The organism is Mycoplasmopsis lipofaciens ATCC 35015, from assembly GCF_000686585.1.
GTDB classification, from domain to species: domain Bacteria; phylum Bacillota_I; class Bacilli_A; order Mycoplasmatales; family Metamycoplasmataceae; genus Mycoplasmopsis; species Mycoplasmopsis lipofaciens.
Genome location: NZ_JMKY01000006.1, coordinates 43,856 through 65,536 on the forward strand (window position 1 = coordinate 43,856; position 21,681 = coordinate 65,536).

Below are 21,681 nucleotides of genomic sequence, written 5' to 3' on the forward strand. Positions count from 1 at the left end.
AATTGAATTTTAATAGCTATATGTTTAAACCTAAAACTATTTTTTCGCCCTTAGTATAAGCAAACTTAGCCAATTTTTGAGCACTGCTTTTTATGTCTTGATAAATATCTTCATCTGATTTTCATACATCTTGTTGCAGTTCTTTTTGTTCTTTTGATAATTTAATAAAGTCTTTTTGTTTTATAAATTCTTGAATTTCTTCACTTAATAAATATTTAACAAAATTTCTTGAATCAGAGTCTGCCGAGTCATATATTATATTAAAAGGTCTTCTTCATTTATATAAACCATTTTCCACATTTTCAATTGATGGTTCCCAAAATTCATTGTCATTAACTTTTATGACTGCTAATTTAATATTTTCATTTTCATTTTTTAAACCATAACCTAAAGAAACATAAGTTAAAGAACCTTCGTTATTTTTAATGGTTGTATAGGCGTTTGTATTTGCCTCACCAGTTAATTGATCATTTGGCAATGTTTCATGGTTTTCAATTGATTTTTTTTCTTCTTTAGAAAAAGTGACACCTTTTAATAATGTATGCATAAAACCCTCGGCTGTTCCAGATGCTGATTTTCCTTTATTTCTTCCATAGACTTTGACATTTGAATTATTTGTATAATTTTCTAAATTAATAATTAATTCATTTCATTTAATTGCTTTGCCACTATAAGCATCTCTTAATTTGTTTATATCTATAATTGGCCTTTTTGCATTATTTTTTAATGTTAAATTGGATGGCATATGTATCGCTATTGCTATTGCATCAATAGCTCATGTAATAGTTCTAATACTATTTTTTAATCACTTATCATTTTTTGGATGTTTTGTAGAACTTGTCATACCAAATTGTTTTGCAGGTTTCACTTTATCCATTGCTTTTAGTCCAGAACCAGAACCGGTGGGACTATATGTTAGTTCTCCTTCAGAAATCCCTACAATTGCATTAATAATGGGATATACAGACGAAGAACCTTCACCATTAACACTTTCTTTTACATTAGCATTATCTCAATTGAGAAAATCGTAATTTTCATCATTATCTTTAAAACAAGAAATTGTAATCGAAGACATTGCTATACTAGTAATTATTGTTGAAGAAAAAAGTAATGATATTTTTTTCATTGGTTAATTTTTATCTCCTTAATAAAACGTTTAGGTAATCAGCATTATTTTTCTACGCTTACAATTAGAATAGCATAAAAAAATTCTTAAAAAAACAAAAGAATAAAAAACTTGTTTTGACTAAAAAAATATTCCATTATTTTAATAAATAAAATAAACAATCAAACATTTTAGTTTTATCATCTTCAAAGATAAAAAAATAGAAATATCATTTACTTTAAACGATATTTCTATTTTTTAAAATTTCATTAACGAAATAACTTCCACATTTTCTTTTTCTAAGACTTTTCTTCCATTTAAATCTTTTAATTCTAATAATAGAATTACTTTTTTTACAATGGCTCCTTGTTCTCTTAATAAAGAAATAATTGCATTTGTTGTGCCACCGGTTGCTAAAACATCATCAACTATAGCAACTGTTTGCCCTTTTTTAACAAATCCTTTTTGAATTTGTAAAACATTATTTCCATATTCTAAATCATAATGTTTTGAAAAAACTTCTCCGGGTAATTTACCAGGTTTTCTAACCATAATAAATGGTTTTTTTAAAAATGCAGAAACAGGTGTTCCAAATAAAAAACCTCTTGCATCTGGTCCAACAATAATATCAACATCATTAGCAAATTCCGACATTGTTTTAATTGTGTAATTTAATGCTTCTCCATTAGCTAATAAAGGTGAAATATCTTTAAAAATTATTCCTTTTTTTGGAAAATCTTTTATATCTCTAATGTATTTTTTTAGTTCCATAATAAATCCTCAAATAAATTATATTGTAACTGGAACATCTTCAAAAAATTCTAAGATATCATCTTCTCTTATATCATTAAATTTTTTGATATGTGTTCCAAAATCTTTACCTTTTTCAACTTCTTTAGCATCATTCATTTCTCTTTTTAAAGAATCGATTTGGCCTTGGTGTATCATTTTTCTTCCTCTAAAGACTTTCACCTTACAATTGGATTTTACAACGCCTTCATCCATCATACATCCAGCAATTGTACCAACTTTAGAATAAGTAAATAGTTTAATGATATGAGCCGAACCAATTTTTCTCTCTTCATACACAGTTGTTTTTTCGCCATCTAGAAGAGATTGCATATCCTTAGTAACATCAAAAACAACTTTATAATAAATCATTTTAACACCTTGTTGTTTAGCACTTTGTTTAATACTTGGTGCAGGTTTAATATTAAAGTTTATAATTAACGCATTTGCTGTTTGTGCAAGTAATAAATCAGCATTGGATACTTGTCCTGCTTGTGCTCCTATAACTTTTATAATTGCCTCATCATTATTCATTCCATGAATTGAACTTTTAATAGCTTCAGCGGTTCCTTGTACGTCAGAACGAATTATTATGTTTAAAACTTTTTTACCATCTTCACTTATTGATGAATTTGTTCTTAATGATAGTTCACGAGTTTTATCCATCATTGCTTTTTCTTGAGCAATTTTTTTAGCAAATTTTTCATCTTCCATACCAACAAATTTATCGCCTGCTAAAGGAGCAACATTTAGTCCAGAAACAACAACTGGTGTTCCAGGATGAGCATGAGCCATCTCATTACCTACAGCATCATGAAGTGATTTTATTCTTCCGTAACTTGAACCAGCAACAATAAAATCACCTTTATAAAGAGAACCATTCTCAACAATAAGAGTTGATACAACACCAACACCTTTGTCTATTCTGCTTTCAATAACAGTACCTAATGGTTGTCTTCTTCTATTAGCTTTTAAATCCATTAATGAAGATAGGAGAGTAATAGCTTCTAGAAGTTCTTCAATACCTTGTCCTGTTTTAGCAGATCCATACACAACAGGTGTATCTCCGCCATATTCTTCAATAATTACATCATTTTCAGATAATTCTCTTTTTATTTTTTCAACATCTTTTGACTGTTTATCCATTTTATTAACAAAAACTATAATTGGAGTTTCGGCCTGTTTTGCATGTTCAATTGCTTCTTTTGTTTGTGGCATAACACCATCATCAGCAGCAACAACTAAAATTACTATATCTGTTATTTTTGCGCCTCGAGAACGCATTTCTGTAAATACTTCATGACCTGGCGTATCAATAAATGTAATTTTATTACCTTTATGGAGTGCTTGATATGCTCCTATATGTTGTGTTATTCCTGAACTTTCACTTAAAGCAACTTTTGTTTTTCTTATGTAATCAATTAAGGTTGTTTTACCATGATCAACATGCCCCATTATTGTAATAACAGGAGGTCTTGATACTAACAATTTAGGATCATCCTCAAAAACAACATTATTTAAAAAATTTGCTGCATCAATGCTTTGTTCCTTTTTAAAATCTAAATTATTTTCAACACATATTTCTGCAATTTCTTCTTCATCTAATACATGATTGATTTGATACATTTTTCCTTTTAACATAAATTTTTTTATTAATTCATTTGGGTTTATGTTAATTTTTTGAGCAAATTCTCCCAAAGGCATTTTATTTGTAAAAACAAATACACCATTTTTTATTTCTGTTTTTACATCAATTAATTGTGTTTTAATTGCTTCAACATTACTTACTCTATTTTTTTTAGGCATTTATTGTCCTCCAATTCTTTCTCTATATCTAAATAAACATTTTTGTTTACTGCAAATCTAAATGTGCGATTTAAACCCTTAGTTTTAACAAGTTTTTGTCAATTTTCAATAGTTGGGATGAAATAGGCACCCCTTCCTTTTTTAGTTTTATTAATATCTAGAGATATTATATTGTTTTTTTTATCAAAATCTATACGAACCAATTTATTAATCTCAACTATTTCGTTTGTTGCGATGCATTTTCTCAAATATTTTTTATCAGTCTTCATCATCAATATCATTAAAGTCAAAGTTTGAATCTAAACCAAAATTTTTCAAATCTTCATCAACAACAAAATTTTTTGCAACTTCTTTTGCTTTTTTATAATCATCATTTGAGGTTATTTCATCAGTTATTATTTGTTGTTTAACTGTTTCTTTATCATTTTGTTCTTCATATGTGTCAGGATTTTCTTCTTTATGTTTTGCAAATAAAGCATCAAAATCTAGATCTGCATATTTATTTTCAAATGATTCTTTTTCTTGCGCTTCAAATGCTTGAACATCATTTTCAAAAACATCCATATTAATGTTAGTGTTATTAAATGTAACTTGTGGTTTAGTTCTTCTATTTGAATATCTTTGCGGTTTATAAGATTTGAATGTCATTTGTTGTAATTCTAACAATTTAGATTCGTTAAAGTTAATTCCTTTTTCTTTAGCGTCTTCAACACTAATAATATCCAAACTTGTTCCAGTTAAATTTGATGCAAGAGTTGCATTTACACCTCTTTTACCAATTGCGGGTGTTAAGCCATTTTGTGTAACTATTACATAAAATGCTTTTTGTGTAGAATCAGATTTTTCAACAACATCAAGTATTCTAGCAGGTTGCATTGCATTTGTTATATATGTTTTTATATCATCGCTATATAAGATAACATCAATTTTTTCTCCATCAATTTTTTTACTTATAGCATCAATTCTTTTTCCATTTTCACCTATAATTGCACCATATGGATCAAAACCATCTGTTAAACTGTTTGCTAATTCTGTTTTTTGAATAGATACTTTTGTTCTTTCTCCTGGTTGTCTTACAATATTTTTAATTGATATTAATCCTTGATTAATTTCAGGTATTTCGTTCTTCAAGATATTTTCAACAATTTTAGGTGAATCTAATGAAACTGTTATTTGACTTAGTTTGGTATCTGGACTTACTTCTTCAATTACTACATCATGATAGCTACCTGGGTTAATATTTCTTTTAGAACTAATTAAATGTGGAGGTAAATAACCTGTAACATCATTTTCAAATTTAACATTTCAAGAATTATTATTATTATTTTTTGATGTAAAAATAACTTTTACCGATTCTCCTATTTTAGAAATAAATTCATTATAAATCATTTTCTTTTGTAGGCTTGATATTCCTTGTTTTAACATTTGAGTAAATATTTTTAACAAATTTTGTTTTGATGACTGATTCAATACGTTGGTTATATCAATTTCAAATTTGATTAAATCACCAATTTGTGCTTTTTTTTGTATTTTTTTAGCATCTGCCAAATGTACTTTTGAAACAATCTCATCTGGTGTTATTTCTTCTTCATTATCAACAACTTCCATATTTGTATTGTATATATGAACTAATTGTTTTTCTTCATCAAGTTCAAAAACAATTTCAGCCTCTGGGTCTATTTTATTATTTATTATTTTGTTAGCCTCATCATTAAACACTTGTATTAAATCATTTAGTTCAAAATTATTTTTATTCTTATATTCCATTATTACTTTGAATCATAATTCAGTATTATCTGGTTTTTTATTAGCAGGCATATTTTTGCTCCTTTTATTATTAAATATTTAGATATTTTTCTATTTTTTGAATATTTTCTTTTTCAAGTTGAATTTTTCTCATTTGACCTTTGTTATTCCATAATAAAATTAAGAAATCGTTATTTTTTTCAAGTAATTTACCGATAAATTCATTATTTTTATATTGATTCTTTTTTAATTTAATTTTTAATTTTTCACCATACATTTCTTGACATAAATCTTCAAAAACAAAGTCATATTTTACTCCAGGTGATAATATTGAAAGATTATCAAAATTAATTTTATTTTCAAAATTTGCATCAATAAATTCATTAATTTGTTTTGTAATATTTTCTATTTCTTTAATATCATGAGAATTAACAACAACTTCTAAAACTTCTACATTTAATTCCTTATCATGATTTATTTTGGCACTTATAACTTTTTCTTTAAATTTATCTTTTAAAACTAAGTTTCAATTCATTTATACTCCTTAAAAAACAACAAAGAGTTGCAAGCAGCAACTCATATATATTCAACTTGTGAAATTATTATAACATATTTTATTTTTAGTATATAATTTCAAATGATTTTTTCTACTATTATTTTTTAATAGTAAATTTATGAAAAAAGGGAGGCTTATTATGGCAAATATTAAATCAAAAGTAAAAAGCATTGCAAAAATGGAAGAATTTAGAATTCGTAACAATGCTATGAAAACAAGAGTTCGTAAAGCAATTAGAGCTGCAAGAGAAGCAGTGTTAGCAAAAGATGAAAAAACTAAAGAATTAGTTCAAAAAGCACATTCATTAATTCACACAGCAGTTCAAAAAGGTGTATTTCATCCTAACAAAGGTGCAAGAAAATCATCACGTTTAGATAAATTTGTGAACGAACAAAATGCTAAAAAAGAAGCTTAATAAGTTTTCTAACATGAATCAACTTGTAAAAAAGTTGATTTTTTTATAATTTTATTTTATTTTCTTAAAAATATGGATTTTATAATCAATTATGTTTATGAATAGTAAAAATAGAGGAATGTTATTAGAGCAAATTATAAATCAAACATTAAGTTATTATTTTGAAAATAATATTGCGTATATAGAAAAAAAGAACTTACCAATAAAATTTTTTAAAGTCGATAATAGAACACTAAAAGATGCATTTATTTATAAAAAAAGTACTGTGGATTATATAGGATGCTTTAAAGGCAAATTTGTTGCATTTGAAGCTAAAACAACAAATTTGCCTAAATTGCCTAAAAATAATATTTTGCAACACCAGTGAAATTATTTATTAAATATTGATAAAAATGGTGGATTAGCATTTTTTATTATTTTGTTTAGTTTTTGTGATGAATTTTATTTAATTTCAGCTAGAAAACTTAGTGAAATTATTGGAACTTCTGTTTCTTATGAACATATAAAAAAAATAGGGTTTAAAATCGAATTAACCTTTCCAGGAATTATTGATTTTTTACCCTATTTGAATAAAATTAATTAGAAATTAACAATGTCTCTTAAATATTTAGATGGTGTAAATTTAACAACACGTTTTTCAGGTACAATCATATCTTCACCGTTAAAACTATTTTTAGTTTCACGTCCAGCTCTTATTCTGGTTTCAAATATACCTAAATTAGATAATTGAACTTTGTCTTCTGCAATTAATTGTTCTTTTAAAACAAAAACAAAAGCATTAAAAAATTGATCACCAACTCTAACGGGAACATCCATCATTTCAGATACTTTTGCTACAAATTCTTTTTTTGTCATAATATTTCCTTTCATATTTTGAGTTATTTAATATGTTTTTGAAACTCGTTTATATATATAATACTATAAAATAAAAATTGTTTTACTTTTTTTGCTATTTTATAGGCACAAAAGTAAAACAATTTTTATTCTAATCCAGATTTATTTTTAAAAATTAAATTAATTGGACATCCAGAATAATCAAGTACTTGTCTAATTTGTTTTTCTAAATATCTTTCATAACTAAAGTGAATATATTTTCTATTATTAACAAAGAAAACAAATGTAGGAATTTTATCTTGAGTTTTTCTTGCAAAATAAATATTTAATCTTCCGCCATTATAAGGCGCAGCGGGTTGAATCATTTGTGTTTCTCTTATCATATTTGATAATACAGATGGTTTAACATCTCTTTCTAAATTTTGTTTTACTTGCATAAATTTGTCTAAAAGCTTTTCAATACCAAATTTAGTTTTTACAGAAACAAAACAAACAGGAACTCATGGAACAAAATGAAATCTATTTCTTAACATTTTTTCATAAGTATCTTTATTATATTCTTCTTTATTAATAATGTCTCACTTGTTAACAACAATAATAATTGGTTTATTATTTTCTAAAGCATATCCAATAATACGAGCATCAAAATGTGATAGTGGTTTTGAACAATCAAGCATAATTATCGATAAATTGGATTCGTCTAATGAACTTATAGCCCTCATTAAAGCATATTTATCAACTTTATCTTCTATTTTACTTTTTTTAGTAATTCCAGCAGTGTCAATAATTTCGAATTCCTCATCTTTAATTTTTACAACACTTTTAACACTATCTCTTGTTGTTCCTTCAATTTCTGAAACAATTGCTCTATTTTGTCCAGTTAACAAATTTACCATTGAACTTTTACCTGAGTTAGGTCTTCCAATTATTGATAATTTAAACAATTTAGATTCTTGTTCATTATCTAATGTTAAGTTTTTTAAACATTCGTCTAATACATCACCAACACCGTTACCATGTTGAGCCGATATTCTAAAAATTTTGTCTGTGCCTAAACCATATCATGAGTAGTTAAACGCAGAAATATTATCTAATTTATTTGCTACTAAAACAACTGGTTTGCCAGTTTTTCTTAACATATTGAATATCATAGCATCGTCATTAGTTATATCAGACATTCCATCAACCATAAATATAATTACATTAGCTTCTTGAATTGCAATTTCTGCTTGAATTCTAATTTGTTCTTGGAAAGGTTTATTTTCAATTTCAATCCCTCCAGTATCTATAACTTTTATTTCTTTACCATTTCACATAAAGGTTTCATATAATCTATCTCTTGTAACTCCGGGTCTATCAAAAATAATTGAACTTCTTTTTCCAACAAGTCTATTAAATAAAGTACTTTTTCCAACATTAGGCTTTCCTATAATTGCAATTACATTATTTCTCATTAATTCTCTTTTCTACAATATCAATTATTTTATTTACAACTTCTTCATAGGTCATATTTGTGCATTCTATTTCTATTGCATCTTCTACTTTATGTAATGGATCAACTTCTCTATGACTATCTTGATAATCACGTTTTCTAACTTCTTCTAATACTGTGTTGTAATCTTCTTTGAATCCAAGTTCTTTATTTTGTAAAATTCTTCTTCTAGCTCTTTCTTCCGCTTTAGCTGTTAAAAAGATTTTCACTTCTGCATGTGGCATAATTTTAAATGTTGTGTCACGGCCATCCATTATATAGCCCTTGCCTATTTTTGTAATTTCTTGAATAAATTTTACAACGTATTCACGAACATTTTTATATTGTGCAATTTTTGAACTGCCCTTTGATATTTCATCGTTTCTTATATCATGAGATACATCAATATTTTGTAAATAAACATGTTCTTTTTCATCAATTTGAATAATATTATCAATTAAAATATTATTAATTTCACTTTCATTTTCTCATGAAATATTTTGATTTTTTGCATATAAAGCAATAGCTCTATAAACACTTCCGGTATTGATAAAAGTATATTTTAGTTTTTTTGCTAATTCTTTAGACACGGTCGATTTACCTGCTCCTGCAGGACCATCAATAGCGATGTTTATTTTTTTCATAAAACCCCTTTAGCTTATTTTGTTTATGTATATTTTAAATTAATAATTATAATATCGTGAATTTAATTTATAAATTTACTTTATTTACAACTAATTCAGTTGTAGATTCCAATGATATATTATCAGTATTATTAAATGCTGATTCATCATTTAGAAAATCTCCTTCATTTTTGTATATATTTTGATTTTCGATTAAGTAATCAAGATCATTTGATTTAAAAGAAATATTTTGAAAATAGTTATTTTTAAACTCTTTTGAGTTAATATCAAAAGAGTTAATTTTATCTAAGTAAAAAATGAATTTTTGATTATCAATTGGATTTAATATATTTTCAACACGTTTTTTAATTGGCAACATACTATCAATTTCATTATTTTCAAAAATATCAAAATTAGATGTTAATTTTAAAAAAAGTTGATAATTTTTATTCAATATTTTATCTTCCTTTAGTAGGTTAGTAAATAAATCTTTTTGAGAATATGGTAAATAAGATTTATTAGATGTTTTTACTTCTATTTTATTATTCGATTTTGTCATATTATGATTATATAAAAAAACTCTAGTTTTTGTTGCATACTAGAGTCTAATTATTTTTTAAATTGTTTTACAAAATTTAAATTTGTATCATCACTGAAGTTATCTAACAATTTAGCCATTTCATTAATTTGTTTGGTTTTGAGTTCTGGTATAACAATTTCAAGTTTAATTTTTAAATTACCAACACCTTTTTTAGATTTTATACCCTTATTGCTTAAATTTAAAATTTTTCCATTTTGATATGACTTTTTAAGTCTTATTTTTTCACTACCATATGGAGTTGGAACTATAACAATATTTTCTTTAATAATATCTAAAAATGAAACAGGAAAATCTAAATATAAATCCAAATTATCTCTTTTGAAAAACTTGTGCGGTTTTACTTTGATTATTATATATAAGTCTCCAGATACTCCTCCATTGAGGCCTTTTTCGCCATAACCATCAATTCTTATTTTATCTCCTGTTTGAGCTCCATCAGGTATTTTAAAAGTAACTTTTTTAATTTTTCTTTCGTATAAATCACCGTGGCATTTGTGACATACATTTTTAATAGTTTTTCCTTTTCCTCTACATTTCGGACAATATGACATAGATTTTATATTACCTAGTGGAGTTCTTGTGACACTAGCAACTTGCCCACTACCATGACATGTAGAACATGTTTCAATATCTTGTATAGACTCAGCACCATTCCCGTTACAATTGTCACACAATTCATATTTTACTAATTCTTCTGTAAATTTTTTTCCTTGAATTGCGTCATCGAAGTTTACAAGTATTTCACTTATTAAATCTTCACCACGTCTTTTTTTGTTTGCGTTTTGTTGTCTTTGAGATCCACCAAAATTAAACATACTTCCAAAAATGTCATTATTAAAGAAATCAGCAAATCCTCCCATACCAGCTCCAACGTCTTCAAATCCTCCCATTCTAGGACCTTCGGCAGAACCATATTTATCATAATTAGATCTTTTAGTAGAATCTCTTAATACCTCATATGCTTCGTTTAATTCTTGCATTTTTTGGTCTCCATCGGTTCCTTTATAAACGTCAGGGTGGTATTTCATTGCTAATTTACGGTATGCAGCTTTTATTTCTCTTTCGGTTGCATTTTTATTAATGCCTAATACTTCATAATAATTTTTTTTACTTGCCATAATAATTACTATTTTAGCATATTCATATTAAGAGTGCTAATTTTTATGAAATATTTTATAGAAATATATGATAATGAATAATAACTTTAAATAAAAATGTGCAAAGCACATATAATTAAAATTTTTATCTTGATTTTTTTATTTTTTCTTCTTCACCTTTTATATGACATATTCTACAACGCGCTTCATATGTTTCATCACCAAGACAATTTAAATCGTTTACATTTATTTTTCTAAAAGAAAAACCAGCATTTTTCTTACATTTTAAACAAACTGCTTTTAATTTAGTTACCTTATCTGCAATAGCTAATAATTTTGGTGTTATACCAAAAGGTCTTCTCAAAAAATCCATATCTAAACCGGAACATATAACATTCACACCTTTTAATAATAATTCTTCTATAACAGGGATTATATCTTCATTTAAAAAATTAATTTCATCAATTGCAACTGCTCTATATTTGTTATTTCATAATTTTAAAATATCATCAGCCTTTTCAATATTTTTAGCTTTAATTTTTGCTCCAGTTCTGCTAACTAATTCTGTTTCGCTAAATCTATTATCAAATTTAGGCTTTACAACAAGCGTTTCAATTTCTGCAATTTGTAAAATTTTAATTCTCTTGAGTAGTTCCTCAGTTTTCCCAGAAAACATTGGTCCAGTTATAACTTGTAAAAAACCTTCTGAATTTTTCAATAACATAATTTCTCCTAACACTAACAATAAAAATAAAAGCCCATAAAACAAAATTAAATTTTTAAGGACTTTTATTATTAATTTTAAATTAAAGCAAGTTCAGCAAGAGTTTTAACTAAAACTCCTTGAGGTTCTTCATTTATATCTGCTGTACCCGCAACATCACAATGTATAAACTCTACATTTTCAGTAAATTCTTTTAAGAACATTGCAGCTGAAGATGATCCTCCCATTCCTGATAGATCTGTGTTTTTTAAATCAGCAACTTTAGATTTTCTAATGTTTTTAGCAAATGATTCGTCAAATGGCATTCTTCAAACAAGTTCTCTTGCATTTTTTGCTGCTGTTGATAAATCATCTCAAGCTTTATCGGTTGTAGCCCATATACCAGTATATGTTTGACCTAGGGCTGATAACATTGCTCCTGTTAATGTAGCAACATCCACTAAACGTGTTGCGTTCAATACTTTTGCTCCATATGTTAAACCATCAGCCATAACTAAACGTCCTTCTGCGTCTGTATTATTAATTTCAACACTTTTGCCATTCATAGCTTTTCAAACAGAATCAGGTAATGATGCATCTCCGTTTACACGGTTATCAGTTATACACATAACTGCTGAAACATTTTTATTTGGTTTAGTTTGCGCTATTGCTTTCATAGTTGCAGCAACAATAGCTGAACCAGACATATCAAATTTCATTCCTAACATATTTCTTGGACTTTTAAGTGAATAACCACCAGAATCAAATGTAATACCTTTACCAACCATAACTGTTTTTTCTTTTGAATTTTTATCACCTGTATATTCAATAACAACAACTCTAGGTTCGTACATACTACCACGGTTTACTGAAAGCAATAATCCCATTTTATTTTCTTCAATTTCTTTTTTGTTTAGCACTTTAACAGTTAAATTTTTATATTGTTTAAAATCATTTGCAACATATTCAGCTAAATATTCTGAATTGCAAATGTTTGGTGGCATAATTTGTAAATTACGAGCAAAATTAGTTGCCTCTGCATAAATCATTTCCTTATTAAATCTATCTTCCACAAAACTTGGAATGTTTTCTAAATATGGTTCTAAACCAAAATTTTCACATGAGCATTTTTTAGATTTTTCATTATATAAATCTGCTTTTGTGAAATACACAGCTCTAGTTAATGCTTCTGTTACCCCTGCTACACAAATATTATCTGTTGCAAAACTTTCAATATCTATTTGATAATTTCTTCCTAAATTTGTTGATAATGATTTAAAAAATGAAAATAATTTTTCAAAATTTAATTCATTTTTTTTGCCTAAATATACATAAGCTAAATTTTCATTTAAATATTCGGTAATTTCATTATTTTTTTCGATTAAATATTCTTTTTTAGAATCTCCTTCAAAAAAAGCTTTAAGCAATAAATCACCATTTCTTTTTGTATTAATTTTTTTAAATAACATATTTTCTCCTTAAATTAAATTAATTAGTTATTTATATTTTAGCATTAAGGGAAAAAAAGAATTAATTTATTATTTTTTTTATAAAAAATATTTTGATTTTTTGGACCTCAATTACTATAAAAAAGAATTTTTAGTCAAAACATAAAAAGAAAAACTTATTTAAATATCTTACCTAGAATTTAATTATTTATATATAATATTATTATTAAATATAATGAGGTATAAATGAACAAAAACAATAACAGTGATTTTAGCATGTTTTCTAAATGAACAATTAGAAAAATATCATTTATTGGCATATTAATAGCAATATCAGTCGTATTTTTAATTATTGGTGCTACTTTTATGCCTCTTATTACAATTCCTTCATATAAAATAAGTTTTATTGGTTTGCCAATAAAAATAAGTGGTTTTATTTTTGGACCACTGATCGGAGGATTAGTTGGTTTAATTAGTGACATTCTCTCATTTATGTTTTTGCCTACTTACTTCAATCCTTTGTTTACATTGGCAGCAGTTGTAGATGGTGTAGTTGCAGGCTTAATTGGTTGATTATTTTTAAAATTACTCAAATACTATTTTGGTGGAGATTTTCAAAATAATATTTTTGAAGTTAATATTTTTGATTATTTAATCAAACTAGATATTCTAAAAAAACAAAATAAAAATAATGATAAAAAAATTAAAAAAATAGAAAATAAAATTATTTTTCTTAATGAAAAAAAGAAAAAAATAAAAGTATTTGGTTCAATAAATACTTTGTTAAATATTAACTTAATAGTTGGTTTATCCATTCTTTCATTATTTGTTTTATTTATTGTATTTTTAATAGGTTTTAAAATTGATCAATCAATAATTAATGGCGGTATTATTAAAAATAGATTTGTTTTATTGGGATTAATGATATCTGGATATGGTGCTATGATGATATTTTTATCAATTATGCGTTTTAAAATGAGTGCTAAACACTATCTTGTTATTGTTCCAATTGTTGTTTTTTCTGCATTAATCGAATTAATAAATGTTCCTTTGCTTTCATTGGGTGATTCGCAAAGTTTTACTAATGATAGTAAAAACATATTTGTTTTCATTTTTCAACATACGTTTTTTAGCCCCTTAAAAATTTGGTTTAATATGTTTATAATATTTTTTACCTACAATATTATTTCACCATTAATCAATAAAAATAATGACATATGTTATTAAGATGTCATTATTTTTATTGATTAGATTTATATATAATGTATAATAGTAAAGCATTTGCGCCGTTAGCTCAGTCGGTAGAGCAGCTGGCTCTTAACCAGCGGGTCACAGGTTCGAACCCTGCACGGCGTACCAAATCTAAATTGACCAAATCATCCTTTTGGATGATTTTTTAATTTTATTTAAAATAAAAAAAACAGCGATTATTTTCGCTGTAATACTCACTATTATTTAGTTTCTTTTTTTGCGGTTGCTTTTTTAGAACTAGTTTTTTTCTCTTCTTTTGAAGCTTCTTCCTTTTTTGTGTTATCATCAACAATTTTTTTAATTAAATTCAACACGTTTTCAAATGTTTTTTTGTATTCTTCAAAACCTTTAGAATCATATTTTGAAAGAATTTTTTCATCTAATTTATTTGCTTTAATTTGATCCTCAATTTGTTTTTTAATGTTGTCATTATTAATAAATGTTTTAATTAAATCAATTGGCATTCCTGTTGTAAATGATTGTAGATATAATATATTATTAATATCTTCTTCTAAAATTTTAATATCATCGGCTTGAACTGACTTAGACAATGCAGACCCAATATATGATGATAATAGATTTTCTTTTTCTTCATCTTTAATCATTTGATTAAATTCTTCTGCTGAACGACCTAAAATTTTAATATATTCATCTAAATGAATTTTTTGTGTTTTCAATTGTTTTTCCAATTCTTCTTTTTTCTTTGAAGCATAAAAATTAACAATTTTTTCACTAATTATTAGTTTGCTATTTGTTTTAATATCTTGAATTAATTCTGAAATAAATTTTGATAGTGAAAGATTTAATTTACTTAATTCTAAAAATATTTTTTGATTTGTTTTAGCTTCTGCTAATGTTGAAGCATTACCATAAGTTTTAATACTTTTAATACTATCTTCACTTAATTTTGTATTTTCTGGTCTTTTAGCATCAAGAATTTCCACTTTAAATTCTGCTTCATTTCCTGCTAAGTTTTTAACTGGATATTTTTTTGGAAATGTAACCTTAATTTCACCTTTATAACCAATTTGTTTGTCAAGTAGTTGTTCTTCAAAGCCTTCTATAAAGGTTTTTGAACCTAATTTTAATTCATAATTTTCAGCTTCTCCACCTTCAAATGCTTCGTTTTTAACAAAACCTTTATAGTTTAAAGTAATTGTATCACCTATTTGTGTTTTATCTTTCTTAGATAAAGGCATTAATAAAGCCACTTTTTCTAATTGATCTATTAATGATTGCTCAACTTCTTTATCTGAAACTTTTTCTAATTTTAATTTAGCTTTACTTTTATCAAGTTTTATATTTTGTTCATTAACGTCTAATGGAAAAATGATTGTAAATTTTAATTCAGAATTTGAAATAGCTTCCATTTTAATAGATGGATCTAAAGCAATAGTTCTATCATTTTCTTTACGCAATTCTAGAAAAATTTTTTCTACATTATTTTCATAATATTTTACATATGCTCTGTGAAGAATTTGTTCGTCTTTAATATATTTGTTTACTAAATTTGCAGGAACTTTACCTTTTCTAAAACCATCAATTTTTAAATTTTTGATTTGTTCTTCTTTTTCTTTTTTTATTAAATTTTCTCATTCTGTTCCTGTAATTTCTACGTAATATGAAATTTCATTTTTAATTTCGTCTATTTTTATGTTTTTATTTGACATAAAGTCTCCTTTTATAAATATTTGTGCTTTTAATATATAAATATAGTTATTATTTTAATATAAAAGTTACATTTTTATAATTACTTATGATATTTTTTATTTCTTATTATTGTAAAACTTCTATAAATTTGCTCAGTGAGCATAACTCTAAATAATTGATGAGGAAAAGTAAGTTTAGAAAAAGAGATTAAAAAATCAGCATTAATATCTTCTTCAACAACGCCATCTGAGCCCCCAATGATAAAAGTGATATTTTGATAATTGTTAATTGTTTTCGACAATTGAATGGAATCAATTTGTTTACCTTTTAATGAGGCCAAAATTATAAAATCATTTTTATCTATATGATTCAAAATCAACTTTGTTTCTTTCTGTTTTTTAACTTCTATATTTTTTTCTTCACTAAATTCCTTAATTTCTACAATATTTAATTGACAATAATGTGAAATATTTTTAGCATAATCTTTAAACAAAATCTTAAAATTGGGATTAAGCGAACCAACTGCTATTATTTTAATCTTTTGCATTTTTCTTTTTTGTGCTTTCAAGATAAAACATTAACATTTGAATATCAGAAGGATTAATACCACTAATTCTGCTTGCTTGTCCAATTGTTAAAGGTTTAATTTGAGTTAATTTTTGTTTTGCTTCAATAGCTATATTGTCAATTTGTTCATAATTTAAATCGACTGGAATCTTATAATTTTCCAATCTAACCATTTTACTAGCATCATTTTTTTGTTTTTCAATGTAACCATATAGTCTTACCATAATCGTTAATTCCTCTTTGTATTTAAAATTAGGAATTATATCGTTTGGATCAACTTCTGGTCTTGATAAAACTTTTAATAAAGTTAATCCATCTAAAATATTATATTTTTTAGCAACATCACTTTTCCCAGATAAATAAGTAGTATGTAATCTTTGGATTTCATTATCAATAAGTTTATATTTTTCAATTATTGAATTGTATACATTTTCATCAATTGTATTTGCTTTTAAAGCATACTCTGCAAGACGAATGTCTGCATTATCATTTCTCAATAATAATCTATATTCCGCTCTACTGGTTAGCATTCTATATGGTTCTTTTGTACCTTTTGTTACTAAATCATCAATTAAAACACCAATATATCCATGATTTCTCAAAATAATTATGTCTTCTTTATTTTCTATTTTTTGGCCTGCGTTGATTCCTGCAATTAATCCTTGTGCAGCAGCTTCTTCATAACCGCTCGTACCATTAATTTGTCCAGCAGTAAATAGGTTAGAGATTATTTTAGTTTCTAGTGTTGGCTTTAATTGTAATGGGTCGATAGCATCATATTCAATAGCATATGCTCATTTTTGTACTTTGGCATTTTTTAAACCAGGAATTGTCTTAATTATTTTTTCTTGCACTTCAATAGGCATAGAAGTTGATAAACCATTAACATATGTTATTTCTCCATCTGCTGTTTCTGGTTCAAAAAATATTTGATGTCTTTCTTTACTTGCAAATTTAACTATTTTATCTTCAATAGAAGGACAATATCTTGGACCAATACCCTTAATCAAACCTGAATACATAGCACTTTTTTCTAGATTTTCATTAATAATTTTGTGAGTCTCTGGTGTTGTATATGTTAAATAACAAGCAATTTGTTTAGGTAATTTAACATTTGAGCGATTAGAAAAACTTAAATTAATATCCTCTAATATTTCTTCTGTAACTTCCGAATAGTCAATGGTGTTAGAAAAAATTCTAGGAGGTGTTCCTGTTTTAAGTCTTTGAATAATAAAATTATTGTCTTTTAGCGATTCACTCAATTTAGACGACATTTTTTCATTATCTGGGCCACTTGGTATCGCACTACTGCCTCTTAAAATTCTTGAATCCATGTATGTTCCAGTTGTAATGACACAAACTTTAGCATTTATGATTTTTTTAGATTGCAATTTAATTGCTTTAAAAGTTTTGTCTTCTATAATTAATTCTTCCGCAATATCTTCAATTAATGTCAAATTTGGTTCTTTTTTTACGTACTCCCCTATAATTTGGCTATATTTTTCTTTATCAATTTGTGCTCTTAAAGCTCTAACTGCAGGTCCTTTTGATTGATTCAACATCTTTAATTGAATCATAGCCAAATCGGCTCAAAGGCCTTGCATGCCTCCTAAAGCATCAATTTCTCTGGTAATAATTCCTTTAGCCGGTCCTCCAATAGAAGGATTACAAGGCATCATACCTAAACGATTTTTATTTAAAGAAATAAGCGCTGTTTTATGTCCTTTATGTGCAAGAGCAAAAGCTGCCTCTAATCCAGCATGACCTCCACCTATGACTATTGCATCATATATTAATTCCTTTTTATTCATATTTTCATTCCTTTTTATCTATATTAATTTAATTTGATTTAAAAAATTCCTTTTCACTGAGAATTCCATCTTTTATTTCTAAGACCCTATCAAAATAATTCAATAATCTTGTATCATGAGTTACCATAATAACTAATTTATTTTTTGTTTTAGCAATAGTTTGTAAAATTTGCGTTACCTCACATGCCTTTTTACTATCAAGACTTGCTGTTGGCTCATCAGCCAATATTATATCCGGATCATTGTATAGCGCAGAAGCTATTGCAGCTCTTTGTCTTTGACCACCCGAAATTTCTGATGGATATCTATTTGATATTTTATAAATATCTAATTTTTTTAATATATCTTTTGCAAATTGTACATCAAATTTCTTATGACTATATTTGTCTTTTAATTTTAATTGATTTTTTATTGTTAAAAAGGGTATAAGATTTGAATTTTGCAAAACAAAACCAATCGAATTAAACCTCAATTTAGATTGATCTTTATTTTTTAATTTAAAATAGTCAATATTATTAATTAGCATAGTTCCAGAAGTAGGTTTTTGTAATCCTCCTAAGATTGTCAATAGCGTACTTTTCCCCGAACCACTTGGACCAACTATAGCAATTAATTCCCCTCTATAGGCTTTAAAATTAACTTTATTTAATACAAGTGCCATATCGTTGCCATCTTTAAAAGATTTAGATATATTTATAAGTTCATATATAATATTTTTTTTCATTAGTTTTCCTCATTTATTGCTTCTAAGGCACTAATTTTATAAATTGAAATAAATGTAAACGAAGTACCTAATAATGCAGAGAATATTAGTGTAAAAATTATAATTAATAAATATTTCAAATCTAACATAAATGGAACTTTTGCTGGAAGAATAAAATTGCAAACTACAATTAAAGAAAAAGCCATTAATATTGAAATTATCATAATATTGAATGTCTGAAAAAACGTAGTTTTTATCATATAAAATGTACTAATTCCTTGAGCTTTTAGAATTCCAAACATTTTAGATTTTTGTATAGTTAAAATGTATATAAACACCGAAATTATCATTGAATTAATTAATATAGAAAAAATTATAATTAATAAGAATGTTGCAATCTGTTGTTTATAACCAGGAATACTATTTATTATTTGATTTTTAGATTTATAAACCAACTCTTTTGGCAAATTAATATTTTTATTTTCAAAACTTAAAATTACAAAACTTGCAGTATTTCATGTCGGACTTAGCATTGCATAAATTATTGGACTAGTTTGATACTCGCTAGATATGGTAAAGCCAACAACTTTATATTTTTTATTTTCTAATTCTATAATACTTTCTATTTCTATATTAGATTCTTTTTTTATTGTTTTGCTAATAACAACTTCATTAAAATTTTGTGGTAATTTCCCTTTAATAATTTTCGGAATAATTTCTATATTAGAGGTTTCTAATAATGCAACGTTTATATCTTTATTTTGTTCATCAACAGCAGTCATATATTGAAAATTTACAATAGTTTTTTCATTATCATTGATTTTTGAAATATCTTTTTTTGTTATTTTGGATGCTAATAAATTATTATTTGCCCTTTGACTAATAACAAAATTAGGAGAATTAATATTTTTTATACCATTGCTCATTGATGAGCTCAAACCCAGAGCTAAAAAAACTAAAAATAAGGTAAGAAAACTTAATAATGTAATCATTGTTATAATTAATGAATATTTTAGTTTGGATTTTTTCATTTCATTAAAAGCTAAAAACATTTTACCTCCTTATTTTCTATGTTTTATTACATTATATATAAAAACTAAGTCTATTGACTTAGTTAAAATATTATTTTTTGTAATCTAATCCTAGTGCTTTTAACATTGGAATTAAAAAGAAATTAAATGGCTTATTAAAGTGTGGTAAGAAAAAGACATCTGTAAGAGCAATTTCTGGTAATGATAAACCTTTTTGTAAAGCCAATGCAAACATATAAATAACCTCTGTATGATTAAATTTGCCTCATGAACCAATTTGTACTCCTAGAAGTTTAAATGTTTTTGAATCATAAACAATTTTGCAGCCAACTTTATCATATTCATTCATAAATTCACATCTGTCATTATCTTCAAAATATTGACTAGCAACATTTTCAAATCCTTTCGCTTTTGCAGCTTCTTCTGATAATCCGGTTGAAGCATAATGACAACCAAACACATTGATTGCGTTTGTTCCAACAACTCCAGGAAATGGAACATCAATGTTTGATAATTTTAATGCTGAGACTAATCCTGTTTTAACAGCATTGGTTGCAAGAGCAACATGTTCATAATTTTTAGTTACACAATGTTGCATTGATGCAGAATCTCCTATAGCATAAATATTTTCATCAGAAATAGATTGTTGATATTGATTTACTTTTATTGCACCATTTGGTGTTTTTTCAACATCTTTTAAAGCATCAGTTCTTGGTTTAAAACCGATTGACATTATTACTAAATCTGCCTTATATTCACCTTTATCTGTAACAACTGAAGACACATTTTGACCATCAATAGATTTAAATTCACAAACTTTTTCACCTAGTGCTAAAGTAACGCCATCTTTTTTTATGTTATATTCCATTTTTTCTGTAAATTCTTTATCTAAATAATTTGCAACAACTCTATCTTGTAGATCAATTAATGTAACATTTTTACCTTTGTTATGAAAAGCTTCAACTAATTCAATTCCAATATATCCAGCACCAACCACTACGATATTTTTAATTTTTGGATCATTTGCTTTTTCAACTAAGTATTGAGCATGTTGAAATAATTTTGATAAAACAATATTTTTATATTCAATACCTTTAAATTTAGGCTCAATTGGTCATGTTCCACCAGCAAAAATAAGTTTGTCATAACTATCTTTAAATTTTTTATCTGCTTTTAAGTCATGTACTAAAACTTCCTTTTTCTCTCTATCAATTTCAATAACTTCATGTTCTGTTTTTAAATTAACATTATATTCATTTTTTAAAATTTCTGGTGATGAATAAAACAAACCATTTGGTTGATTAAAAGTACCACTTACTCAAACCGCAATACCACAACCTAAAAATGAAACGTTAGTATTTCTATCATATGCTGTAACTTCAGCGGTTGGGTTAAGAGTTTTGATGGTTCTTAAAAAAGAAGTACCAGCATGATTTGCACCAACTACAATAATTTTCATATTTTTTCTCCTTTT

Annotated in this window: 22 protein-coding genes and 1 tRNA gene; 4 read left to right on the top strand and 19 right to left on the bottom strand. The window is 25.9% G+C overall.

All coding sequences use genetic code 4. The features are described 5' to 3' along the window. Positions 1–16 precede the first annotated feature (16 nt). From T388_RS0102420 to T388_RS0102445, 6 genes are all read right to left on the bottom strand, one after another. Positions 17–1,126, bottom strand: a complete 1,110-nt coding sequence (locus tag T388_RS0102420) for a PstS family phosphate ABC transporter substrate-binding protein (protein WP_027120729.1) — start codon at positions 1,124–1,126, stop codon at positions 17–19. Positions 1,127–1,363: 237 nt separating this feature from the next. Then, a complete protein-coding gene (locus tag T388_RS0102425; protein WP_027120730.1) occupies positions 1,364–1,876 on the bottom strand; it encodes an adenine phosphoribosyltransferase in 513 nt (170 codons plus the stop codon). Between the two features lie 18 nt (positions 1,877–1,894). Next, positions 1,895–3,700, bottom strand: coding sequence for a translation initiation factor IF-2 (infB, locus tag T388_RS0102430; RefSeq protein WP_027120731.1), 1,806 nt, complete (start codon positions 3,698–3,700; stop codon positions 1,895–1,897). Next, positions 3,679–3,969, bottom strand: a complete 291-nt coding sequence (locus T388_RS0102435; RefSeq protein WP_027120732.1) for a YlxR family protein — start codon at positions 3,967–3,969, stop codon at positions 3,679–3,681. The genes infB and T388_RS0102435 overlap by 22 nt, the downstream gene beginning before the upstream one ends. Continuing rightward, positions 3,956–5,518 carry a transcription termination/antitermination protein NusA gene (gene nusA / locus T388_RS0102440; protein WP_027120733.1) on the bottom strand — a complete coding sequence of 521 codons (1,563 nt, stop codon included), beginning with the start codon at positions 5,516–5,518 and terminating at the stop codon, positions 3,956–3,958. Before nusA ends, T388_RS0102435 begins: the two co-directional genes overlap by 14 nt. Positions 5,519–5,537: 19 nt before the next feature. Continuing rightward, positions 5,538–5,981 (bottom strand): ribosome assembly cofactor RimP, encoded by a 444-nt coding sequence (locus T388_RS0102445; RefSeq protein WP_027120734.1) that lies wholly within the window; start codon positions 5,979–5,981, stop codon positions 5,538–5,540. A 160-nt stretch (positions 5,982–6,141) separates the two neighbouring features. Between T388_RS0102445 and rpsT the strand changes: the two genes are divergently transcribed. Both rpsT and recU read left to right on the top strand, forming a co-directional pair. Then, positions 6,142–6,417, top strand: coding sequence for a 30S ribosomal protein S20 (gene rpsT, locus T388_RS0102450; protein WP_027120735.1), 276 nt, complete (start codon positions 6,142–6,144; stop codon positions 6,415–6,417). A 97-nt stretch (positions 6,418–6,514) separates the two neighbouring features. Further along, entirely contained in the window at positions 6,515–7,000 is a 486-nt protein-coding gene (recU, locus tag T388_RS0102455; protein WP_027120736.1) for a Holliday junction resolvase RecU, read from the top strand. Here recU and T388_RS0102460 read toward each other — a convergent pair. The 7 genes from T388_RS0102460 to T388_RS0102490 all read right to left on the bottom strand — a co-directional run bounded on the left by T388_RS0102460 (position 6,997) and on the right by T388_RS0102490 (position 13,215). Beyond that, positions 6,997–7,272, bottom strand: coding sequence for an HU family DNA-binding protein (locus tag T388_RS0102460; protein ID WP_027120737.1), 276 nt, complete (start codon positions 7,270–7,272; stop codon positions 6,997–6,999). The genes recU and T388_RS0102460 overlap by 4 nt on opposite strands. Before the next feature lie 125 nt (positions 7,273–7,397). Next, positions 7,398–8,705, bottom strand: coding sequence for a ribosome biogenesis GTPase Der (der, locus tag T388_RS0102465; protein WP_027120738.1), 1,308 nt, complete (start codon positions 8,703–8,705; stop codon positions 7,398–7,400). Next, positions 8,695–9,366 carry a (d)CMP kinase gene (cmk, locus tag T388_RS0102470; RefSeq protein ID WP_027120739.1) on the bottom strand — a complete coding sequence of 224 codons (672 nt, stop codon included), beginning with the start codon at positions 9,364–9,366 and terminating at the stop codon, positions 8,695–8,697. Before cmk ends, der begins: the two co-directional genes overlap by 11 nt. 67 nt (positions 9,367–9,433) lie before the next feature. After that, the gene (locus T388_RS0102475; RefSeq protein ID WP_027120740.1) at positions 9,434–9,904 is read right to left on the bottom strand and encodes a hypothetical protein; all 471 of its coding nucleotides are present in this window, start codon (positions 9,902–9,904) and stop codon (positions 9,434–9,436) included. Positions 9,905–9,954: 50 nt separating this feature from the next. Then, a complete protein-coding gene (locus tag T388_RS0102480) occupies positions 9,955–11,064 on the bottom strand; it encodes a DnaJ C-terminal domain-containing protein (RefSeq protein WP_027120741.1) in 1,110 nt (369 codons plus the stop codon). Between the two features lie 124 nt (positions 11,065–11,188). After that, positions 11,189–11,767 (bottom strand): thymidine kinase, encoded by a 579-nt coding sequence (locus T388_RS0102485; protein ID WP_027120742.1) that lies wholly within the window; start codon positions 11,765–11,767, stop codon positions 11,189–11,191. Positions 11,768–11,844: 77 nt separating this feature from the next. Continuing rightward, positions 11,845–13,215 (bottom strand): M17 family metallopeptidase, encoded by a 1,371-nt coding sequence (locus tag T388_RS0102490; RefSeq protein ID WP_027120743.1) that lies wholly within the window; start codon positions 13,213–13,215, stop codon positions 11,845–11,847. 225 nt (positions 13,216–13,440) lie between these two features. Between T388_RS0102490 and T388_RS0102495 the strand changes: the two genes are divergently transcribed. Both T388_RS0102495 and T388_RS0102500 read left to right on the top strand, forming a co-directional pair. Next, a complete protein-coding gene (locus T388_RS0102495) occupies positions 13,441–14,421 on the top strand; it encodes an ECF transporter S component (RefSeq protein WP_027120744.1) in 981 nt (326 codons plus the stop codon). Positions 14,422–14,477: 56 nt separating this feature from the next. After that, positions 14,478–14,553, top strand: a tRNA-Lys gene (locus T388_RS0102500). A gap of 92 nt (positions 14,554–14,645) precedes the next feature. On the opposite strand, the gene tig is transcribed toward T388_RS0102500, so the two are convergent. The 6 genes from tig to T388_RS0102530 all read right to left on the bottom strand — a co-directional run bounded on the left by tig (position 14,646) and on the right by T388_RS0102530 (position 21,666). Continuing rightward, positions 14,646–16,115 (bottom strand): trigger factor, encoded by a 1,470-nt coding sequence (gene tig, locus T388_RS0102505; protein ID WP_027120745.1) that lies wholly within the window; start codon positions 16,113–16,115, stop codon positions 14,646–14,648. Positions 16,116–16,195: 80 nt separating this feature from the next. Further along, complete coding sequence (locus T388_RS0102510) at positions 16,196–16,642, bottom strand: 23S rRNA (pseudouridine(1915)-N(3))-methyltransferase RlmH (RefSeq protein WP_027120746.1); 447 nt, start codon at positions 16,640–16,642, stop codon at positions 16,196–16,198. Next, entirely contained in the window at positions 16,629–18,473 is a 1,845-nt protein-coding gene (gene mnmG / locus T388_RS0102515) for a tRNA uridine-5-carboxymethylaminomethyl(34) synthesis enzyme MnmG (RefSeq protein ID WP_027120747.1), read from the bottom strand. The genes T388_RS0102510 and mnmG overlap by 14 nt, the downstream gene beginning before the upstream one ends. A gap of 28 nt (positions 18,474–18,501) precedes the next feature. Beyond that, complete coding sequence (locus T388_RS0102520; RefSeq protein WP_027120748.1) at positions 18,502–19,197, bottom strand: ABC transporter ATP-binding protein; 696 nt, start codon at positions 19,195–19,197, stop codon at positions 18,502–18,504. After that, on the bottom strand, positions 19,197–20,228 hold the full coding sequence (locus tag T388_RS0102525) for an ABC transporter permease family protein (protein WP_027120749.1): 1,032 nt from the start codon (positions 20,226–20,228) through the stop codon (positions 19,197–19,199). Before T388_RS0102525 ends, T388_RS0102520 begins: the two co-directional genes overlap by 1 nt. Positions 20,229–20,298: 70 nt before the next feature. Next, on the bottom strand, positions 20,299–21,666 hold the full coding sequence (locus T388_RS0102530; RefSeq protein ID WP_027120750.1) for an FAD-dependent oxidoreductase: 1,368 nt from the start codon (positions 21,664–21,666) through the stop codon (positions 20,299–20,301). Between the last annotated feature and the right edge of the window lie 15 nt (positions 21,667–21,681).